Source organism: Bilifractor sp. LCP19S3_H10 (assembly GCF_052119185.1).
Classification (GTDB): domain Bacteria; phylum Bacillota; class Clostridia; order Lachnospirales; family Lachnospiraceae; genus Bilifractor.
The window spans coordinates 1-6,921 of sequence record NZ_JBQKFT010000040.1; the positions used below are offsets into that span (position 1 = coordinate 1).

A 6,921-nucleotide genomic window follows, 5' to 3' on the forward strand; every position below is an offset into this window, starting at 1 on the left:
AGCGTTCATCCTGAGCCAGGATCAAACTCTCATAAAAAAGATTGATTCGTTCAGAATTAACACTTGGCTAATTCATCCCTTTTTACTGTTTTAAAGGATCGTAATCAATTCATGTATCGTTCACCTGAACGTTACATTCATGAATACTCATCGATCGTTCAAACAAAAATTTTATAAAACTTCATTTGAATTTTCGAGGATGTGTTTTACTGTTCAGTTGTCAATGTTCTCTGTCTGTCGTAGATGAAATCGTTTCTCTTGCGACAGCTCACTTAGAATACCACGAGTCCCAGGGAAAAGTCAACAGCCTTTTTAAATTTTTTCTCTTTTTTAAAAAACTTGTGTTTTTACCCAGAATTCAGCCCAATATATAGTAACCTTCACAAAAGCATCATGCAAATCCGGGATTCCATGCAGTAAACCGCCATGCCGTCATGCCCCCGAAAGCAGGGCACCCAAAAAACTGTATATACTGTAGATGGTTCGCTGCGCCGCAGGCGGAGCGTCACAAACTGCATAAGCCTCGGATTGTTCCCTGCGTCGCAGGCGGGGCGTCTCAAACTGTATAACGCGTGCGTGTCAATGGTTGCCTTCAGAAAAAGCAGTTTTCGGAAAAGGATTGCTTTCGAAATTAAGCGCGTCATGGATGTTACTATATAAGCGTTTCCCTCAGCAGCTCTCGTATCTCGTCGCTCGTATCCACTTCGTTAATCCGCCTGCGAAGGGATGCAGAGTTCGGGAATCCTGCCGTGTACCAGGAAATGTGCTTCCGCATTTCCCGGATGCCAGTGTATTCCCCTTTATATTGAACCATCAGCTCCATCTGGCGGAGAATCATGTCATATACTTCTTTCGGTGTTGCCTTTGGAATAACCTCGCCCGTCTCCAAATAATGAATAACCTGACGAAAAATCCACGGATTTCCCCGGGCAGCCCTCGCGATCATAACCCCATCCACGCCGGTCTCCCGCATCATTTTTTCTGCCTTGCGGGGAGAATCCACATCACCGTTTCCAATTACAGGGATCGAAACCGCATTCTTTACCTGGCGAATGATCTCCCAGTCCGCCTCCCCGGAATAATACTGTTCCCGTGTTCTTCCATGTACCGCAATTGCGGAAACGCCGGCATCCTCCATCCGTTTCGCCACCTCTACCGCATTCACCGAGTCCAGATTAAATCCCTTTCGGATCTTTACAGTTACGGGTTTCCGGATTTTTCTCACAACAGCGGATATAATTGCCGCTCCACGCATCGGATCCTTCATCAGCGCCGAGCCTTCCATATTGTTAACGACCTTCGGTACCGGACAGCCCATATTAAAATCCAGGATTTCAAAAGGAAGATCCTCAATCATTGCTGCCGCCTCTGACACAGAGTCTGGATCACTTCCAAAAAGCTGGAGCGAGACAGGATGCTCCGTTGGATCCGTTCTCATCAGCGCCTGGGTATTCCGGTTTTTATATAGTATAGCCTTTGCGCTCACCATTTCCGTGCAGACAAGGCCTGCTCCCTGTTCATGACATAAAACACGAAATGGCAGGTCTGTGACACCTGCCATCGGTCCAAGTATTACGGGATGATCAATTATGACATTGCCGATTTTCAATGGCCGAATCTTCATCAGTTACCACCGCCCGCAAATATTTTATAAAACAGTTCCATAGATTCAAAGAGCTCCTGTTTCTCCTCGCGAAGCTTCTTCACTGCAAGACCTGCTCCTATGTCGTCATACATAGCATCAGCCGGCTCCGCCTCGGTGCGAATTTCAAGATTGCCCTCCGGATCAAACTCCAGGACGATAATTCCTCCACACTGCTCAGTAAAGGTGACACAAGTGATCTGCAGTTCGTCACGGATCTTCTGGGGAAGTATGGAAAAACTGTCATTAAAATAGTATTTCTTATCGTAATAATTTGCTCCGCAGAGCACAATATTCTTGTTCTTATCTTTATCGTTCATTCTCTGTTCTGTTATGAAATTATTCCGATTTGACCGGTGTGACCGAATCTTTTTATCGGATTATATCCTCTGATTTCTGCTCTCAATTATATGTTCTGTACCATATGTTCTGTACCGGCTGTTTCGAATGATGGATTCTATCTTATCCATCCATTCATCTGGTGTCCGTTATCCCGAACCTGATAGTCGCCATTCTCTGTCCGCTTTTCTACAGACATCATGTGCCAATCCTCAGACATAACCGTAAATTCCACGAACCGATACCTCGCCGGCAAAAACCTTCTCTGTCGTTCCGGTATCTTCTCTCTTCACCAGCAGCTCACCAAACCGGTCGATTCCCAATGCGGTGCCGCTGTACGGATTGCTCTGATTCATGACCCTGACCTTCCTGCCCCGGTTTGCAAGGATCGCCTGGTAACGGTCCATCAGGCCTGTCAGATCACCGGTCTCAAGAAAAACATCGTAATATCTGCCAAATGATTCCAGTATCCCGGCCGCGATGCGATCGCGGTCACATTTTCTCCCCGTCTCGAGAAATACGGAAGTCGCTTTATCTCTCAGATCCTGTGAAAAACGGTCCATGTTCACATTTATGCCGATTCCGGGAACCAGATAATCCCCGTTCGGTCCCATTTCCGTGAGAATGCCGCAGAGCTTCTTTCCTCTGCACACGACATCGTTCGGCCATTTGATCCCGGTATCAATTCCGGTCACAACGCGGATTCCGTCCGCCGCTCCGAGTCCCATTACAAGAGTGATCATCGAAATCCTGCTCATTTCAATTTCCGGCCGCAGAACGAGGCTCATCGATATGGAAGTGCCCTCAGGAGATCCCCATGATCTGCCGCGGCTTCCCTTACCTGCCGTCTGCGTATCCGCAAGGTACACGCTCCCGTCGGGAGCGCCTCCTTCCGCCTCCTGTCTGGCCCAGTTATTGGTGGAATCCACAGATTCCCTGTAGTGAATGGTCCAGCGATCAGTGCGCAGCATGCTTTGTATCCGGTCTGCACTCAGATGACTGTTTATTTCTTCCTCCAAGATCCGCACCTCTGTTTTTTTCGGCTGTCATACATCTGACTGTTACTGCTGCCACTTCTGTACGTTACGTTTCCAGGTCAGAGCAGTCCGCGGTCCGCGCCTAGAGTTGCGGCCATGACTGCTTTGATCGTGTGCATTCTGTTCTCCGCCTCGTCAAATACGAGAGACTGATCCGATTCAAAAACCTCATCGGTAACTTCCATGTCATTCAGACCATATTTATCATGAATCTGCTTCCCGATTTTTGTGCCGAGATCATGGAAGGACGGAAGACAATGAAGGAAAATTGCATCCGGTCCGGCTGTCTGCATGACCTCCTTTGTAACTTTATAAGGAGTCAGATCCCGGATTCTTTCTTCCCAGACAGCGTCCGGCTCTCCCATAGATACCCATACGTCAGTGCACACAATATCCGCGTCCCGTACGCCTACACTGACATTTTCCGTCAGCGTAATGGAACCGCCGCTTTCCTCGGCCCACTTCTCACACTGGGACACCAGCGCGGCATCCGGGAAATACTTCTCCGGCGCACAGGCAACATACTTCAGTCCGAGCTTCGCGCAGACTACCATATAAGAATTTCCCATGTTGTAGCGCGCGTCACCAAGATAGACCAGCTTCAGTCCTTTCAGCTTTCCGAAATGTTCACGGATCGTCAACATATCCGCCAGCATCTGTGTCGGATGATATTCATTTGTCAGTCCATTCCAGACAGGAACCCCGGCATATTTTGCAAGCTCCTCTACAATATTCTGACCAAAACCACGGTATTCAATACCTTCGAACATTCGTCCGAGCACGCGCGCAGTATCAGCGATGCTTTCCTTCTTACCGATCTGCGATCCAGACGGATCCAGATAGGTACTGCCCATTCCGAGATCATGCGCGGCCACCTCGAAGGAACAACGGGTTCGTGTACTCGTCTTTTCAAAAATAAGCGCAACATTCTTTCCGCGAAGAGAATCTACCTGAATTCCTTTTTTCTTCTTCTCTTTATATTTCGCCGAGAGGTCAAGTAAATAGGTGATTTCCTCAGGTGTGAAATCTTTAAGTGTCAGAAAATTACGTCCCTTTAAATTCATCTCATTTTCCTCCTCCGGATAGATGCTGTGCGGTTTCGGCTCTCCTTCCGAGCCATATGGCTTGATTTTAACTCATATCCATTAAAAAAACAAGAAAGAGGCTGACTGCGCAGCCTCCTTCTGGTCCTTCTGTCCTTATATCTGATTGGTTAATTTGGAAAATTGTTATGTGATTAATAGAATGTCTGATTTCCGATGGTAAGTCCGCTTCCGCCGCCCGCATGGAAGTAGAGACAGCTGCCCACGGGATTCGCACCGTTGATCGCATCCTGTGCCGCGGCATAACAGTCTGCATCGACACCGGACGCAAGAGTGGCTGCGAGGGCTCCGCTCGATGCCGGGGTGAACTGCCCGCTCTGGTAAATTACTTCGGAGATGGTGTTCGGGAAAGAGGCACTGTTAACACGGTTAAGAACGACCGCTCCTACTGCAGCCTTTCCGGTATAGCTTTCCCCTCCCGCCTCGCAGTGAATCAGTGCAGCGAGAAGATTGATATCATCCTGTGAATAGGAGCTGTCCACGGTATTCGTCGTGGTGTCCGGCACAATTCCGGTCTCCGCTTCAAATTCTGCAAGCGTAACCGCGTCATGCGTATCCGCATTGATGGCAACGGCATCGGTAGAGATGTAACCGGTCTGGCCGTTTACCTTCACCTTGAACCAGCCGTTGTCTGCGCTGATCAGTGTCACGCCCGCCCTGTCCTCCAGCGTAATGAGAACAGGGCTTCCCGTGCTCTCACCGGAATAAACCGGTGTACCTGCTATGTTCACAGTACCATAGACCGTATTTTCCTCCAGGTATTCTGCCTCTGCTTCCGCGCCAGTTACCAGAAGATCGGAACTTACGTATCCTTCAATATTTCCGGAGGAGATCTTCGTCCAGCCATTCTCCTCACCCTCGACAGTTACCAGGGCTCCCGGGGTAAGAACCCCCACACAGTCGCTGGAAGAATCCTCTCCGCTGCGAATCAGTGTATAACCATTCGAACTGGTAAGATCCGCGACCGCCTTGTCCGCCCAGTTCTCTACAAAATACGGGTTGTTGTATACCGACGCATTCGTATCTGCGTACACCGGTGCTGTCATCGCCGTAGTCATCGCAAAAATACAGCCACATACTGCAATCGTTTTCGTTTTGTTTTTCATAAAATCCTCCTGTGGAATGAGATAATCTCCGGAAAAAATCCCGGCTTGGCCGGCCCCGACAGACGCATCCCCCTCGTCTTTCGCCACAGCTCCGGCTCACGGAAATCTGCTCATAATATTGAAATCAGATTTAAGATTATTTCATATTTGTTAATATTTGTTACAAAAATGGAAACCAACTACAAGTTCGGCATTATAGCATTGCGTTTTTTGCTTGTCAAGCCGTCCAAAAAACGGCCGGGTTTTGATATGATTAATTCAGAATACTCCGGTTTTATGTAGATATATCGGATATAATATCAGATATATTTGAGCGTTTATCTTTTTTGTCAGACATATCATTTGCTTATATCTGCCGGTATTGATGGGAGTAATTATTACGACAAAGTATTATCTGGATTCAAAAGAGATCTGCGAATTGCAGCATTTTCGGTATTGAAAAGAGATCTGCGGATTGCAGCATTTTCGGTATTAAAAGAGGTCTGCGGATTGCGCATTTTCGGGAATTGAAAAGAGGTCTGCGGATTGCAGCATTTTCCCGAGTTGAAAAAGAGACCGGATGATTCAGGCAAGTTTTCTGAAAGAGATATGAATCATATGGATAAAAATCTGCCTCGCCCTGCGAGATGAAACTTCTGTTTCTAAGTCACACAGGGCGGGATGGGTTCCATCATCTCTGATCATGCGCCGCATACATCAAAAGAGCGGACGCGACAGCAGCATTCAGAGATTCTACCTTTCCCTCCATAGGGATACGGATCAGCACATCAGCCTTCGCGGAAAGCACATCACTAAGACCGTTTCCCTCATTTCCGATCAGAAAGGCAGTTCCGCCGGTGTAATCTTCGCCGCGATAGGTATTTTTCCCCTTGAGATGAGCAGCAAAAATCCTCACCCGCTTCCCCTTCAGCCAGCTGCAGACATCTGCGAGGTCGTCTTCTCTGCGGAACGGGACCCTGTAAATTGATCCCATTGTAGACCGGATCACCTTGGGCTGAAATACATCCGCAGTCCTGCTGCTCATAAAGATTCCGGTTACGCCGGCTCCTTCTGCAGTCCGAAGGATCGTTCCGAGATTCCCCGGGTCCTGTAGGTCCTCCAGGATCATCACGAGCGATGCGCGTCCGGATCCTCCGAGAAGCTGTTCCCGTGTATACTCCGGCATTCCGGCAACCGTAAGTATGCCCTGAGGTGTCTTCGTATCACACATTCGTTCAAAAACCGGGTCCGAGACGGTTTCGAACGAGATTCCCTTCAACGTATCGTCTGATCTGTGTTCATTCAAAAATGTTTCGGAAACAAATACATTCTTCCGCAGTTTTTCCGGAGTTTCCCGAAAAAGCTTAAGGCCCTCCGCAATGAAACAGTGTTCCTCCCTGCGGACTTTGGATTTATTATTTAATTGGATTACCCTCTTAACCTGAGCGTTTGTTATGCTGGTGATCACCGTTATTTTCTCCTGCTTCTCTGTTCTGTTAAATTCATGAAATATTTTGGGGTCTCGTAAAACATTCAGAAAATTATCAAACCAATCCTATTACAAGGCGGCACTTTGTAAAGCCGCACCCGGTACATCAATCCGGTATCGAGTAGGAGAAAGTCTCCAGTGGAGACTTTCGTCCTCTCACACCACCGTGCGTACCGTTCGGTACACGGCGGTTCATAAGTTTTCAGCTACTTTCAAATACTGGGAG

The 6,921-nt window shown here is 48.0% G+C and carries 6 protein-coding genes; all 6 read right to left on the reverse strand.

Features of this window, described 5'->3' with window-relative positions:
* Positions 1-652 precede the first annotated feature (652 nt).
* The 6 genes from dusB to ACTQZS_RS15165 all read right to left on the reverse strand — a co-directional run bounded on the left by dusB (position 653) and on the right by ACTQZS_RS15165 (position 6,674).
* Complete coding sequence (dusB, locus tag ACTQZS_RS15140) at positions 653-1,624, reverse strand: tRNA dihydrouridine synthase DusB (RefSeq protein ID WP_441476561.1); 972 nt, start codon at positions 1,622-1,624, stop codon at positions 653-655.
* Positions 1,624-1,962 (reverse strand): DUF6145 family protein, encoded by a 339-nt coding sequence (locus ACTQZS_RS15145; RefSeq protein WP_441101497.1) that lies wholly within the window; start codon positions 1,960-1,962, stop codon positions 1,624-1,626. Before ACTQZS_RS15145 ends, dusB begins: the two co-directional genes overlap by 1 nt.
* 231 nt (positions 1,963-2,193) lie before the next feature.
* A complete protein-coding gene (locus tag ACTQZS_RS15150; protein ID WP_441476562.1) occupies positions 2,194-3,000 on the reverse strand; it encodes a biotin--[acetyl-CoA-carboxylase] ligase in 807 nt (268 codons plus the stop codon).
* A 77-nt stretch (positions 3,001-3,077) separates the two neighbouring features.
* Positions 3,078-4,082 carry an ornithine carbamoyltransferase gene (argF, locus tag ACTQZS_RS15155; RefSeq protein ID WP_441476563.1) on the reverse strand — a complete coding sequence of 335 codons (1,005 nt, stop codon included), beginning with the start codon at positions 4,080-4,082 and terminating at the stop codon, positions 3,078-3,080.
* 173 nt (positions 4,083-4,255) lie between these two features.
* Positions 4,256-5,227 (reverse strand): cell wall hydrolase, encoded by a 972-nt coding sequence (locus tag ACTQZS_RS15160; protein WP_441476564.1) that lies wholly within the window; start codon positions 5,225-5,227, stop codon positions 4,256-4,258.
* A 670-nt stretch (positions 5,228-5,897) separates the two neighbouring features.
* Positions 5,898-6,674, reverse strand: coding sequence for a TrmH family RNA methyltransferase (locus ACTQZS_RS15165; RefSeq protein ID WP_441476565.1), 777 nt, complete (start codon positions 6,672-6,674; stop codon positions 5,898-5,900).
* Positions 6,675-6,921: the final 247 nt, after the last annotated feature.

Excerpts from the sequence above, each read along its gene's own strand:
- ACTQZS_RS15160 (WP_441476564.1), bottom strand. The coding sequence starts at position 5,227 with ATGAAAAACAAAACGAAAACGATTGCAGTATGTGGCTGTATTTTTGCG.
- dusB (WP_441476561.1), bottom strand. The coding sequence starts at position 1,624 with ATGAAGATTCGGCCATTGAAAATCGGCAATGTCATAATTGATCATCCC.
- argF (WP_441476563.1), bottom strand. The coding sequence starts at position 4,082 with ATGAATTTAAAGGGACGTAATTTTCTGACACTTAAAGATTTCACACCT.
- ACTQZS_RS15145 (WP_441101497.1), bottom strand. The coding sequence starts at position 1,962 with ATGAACGATAAAGATAAGAACAAGAATATTGTGCTCTGCGGAGCAAAT.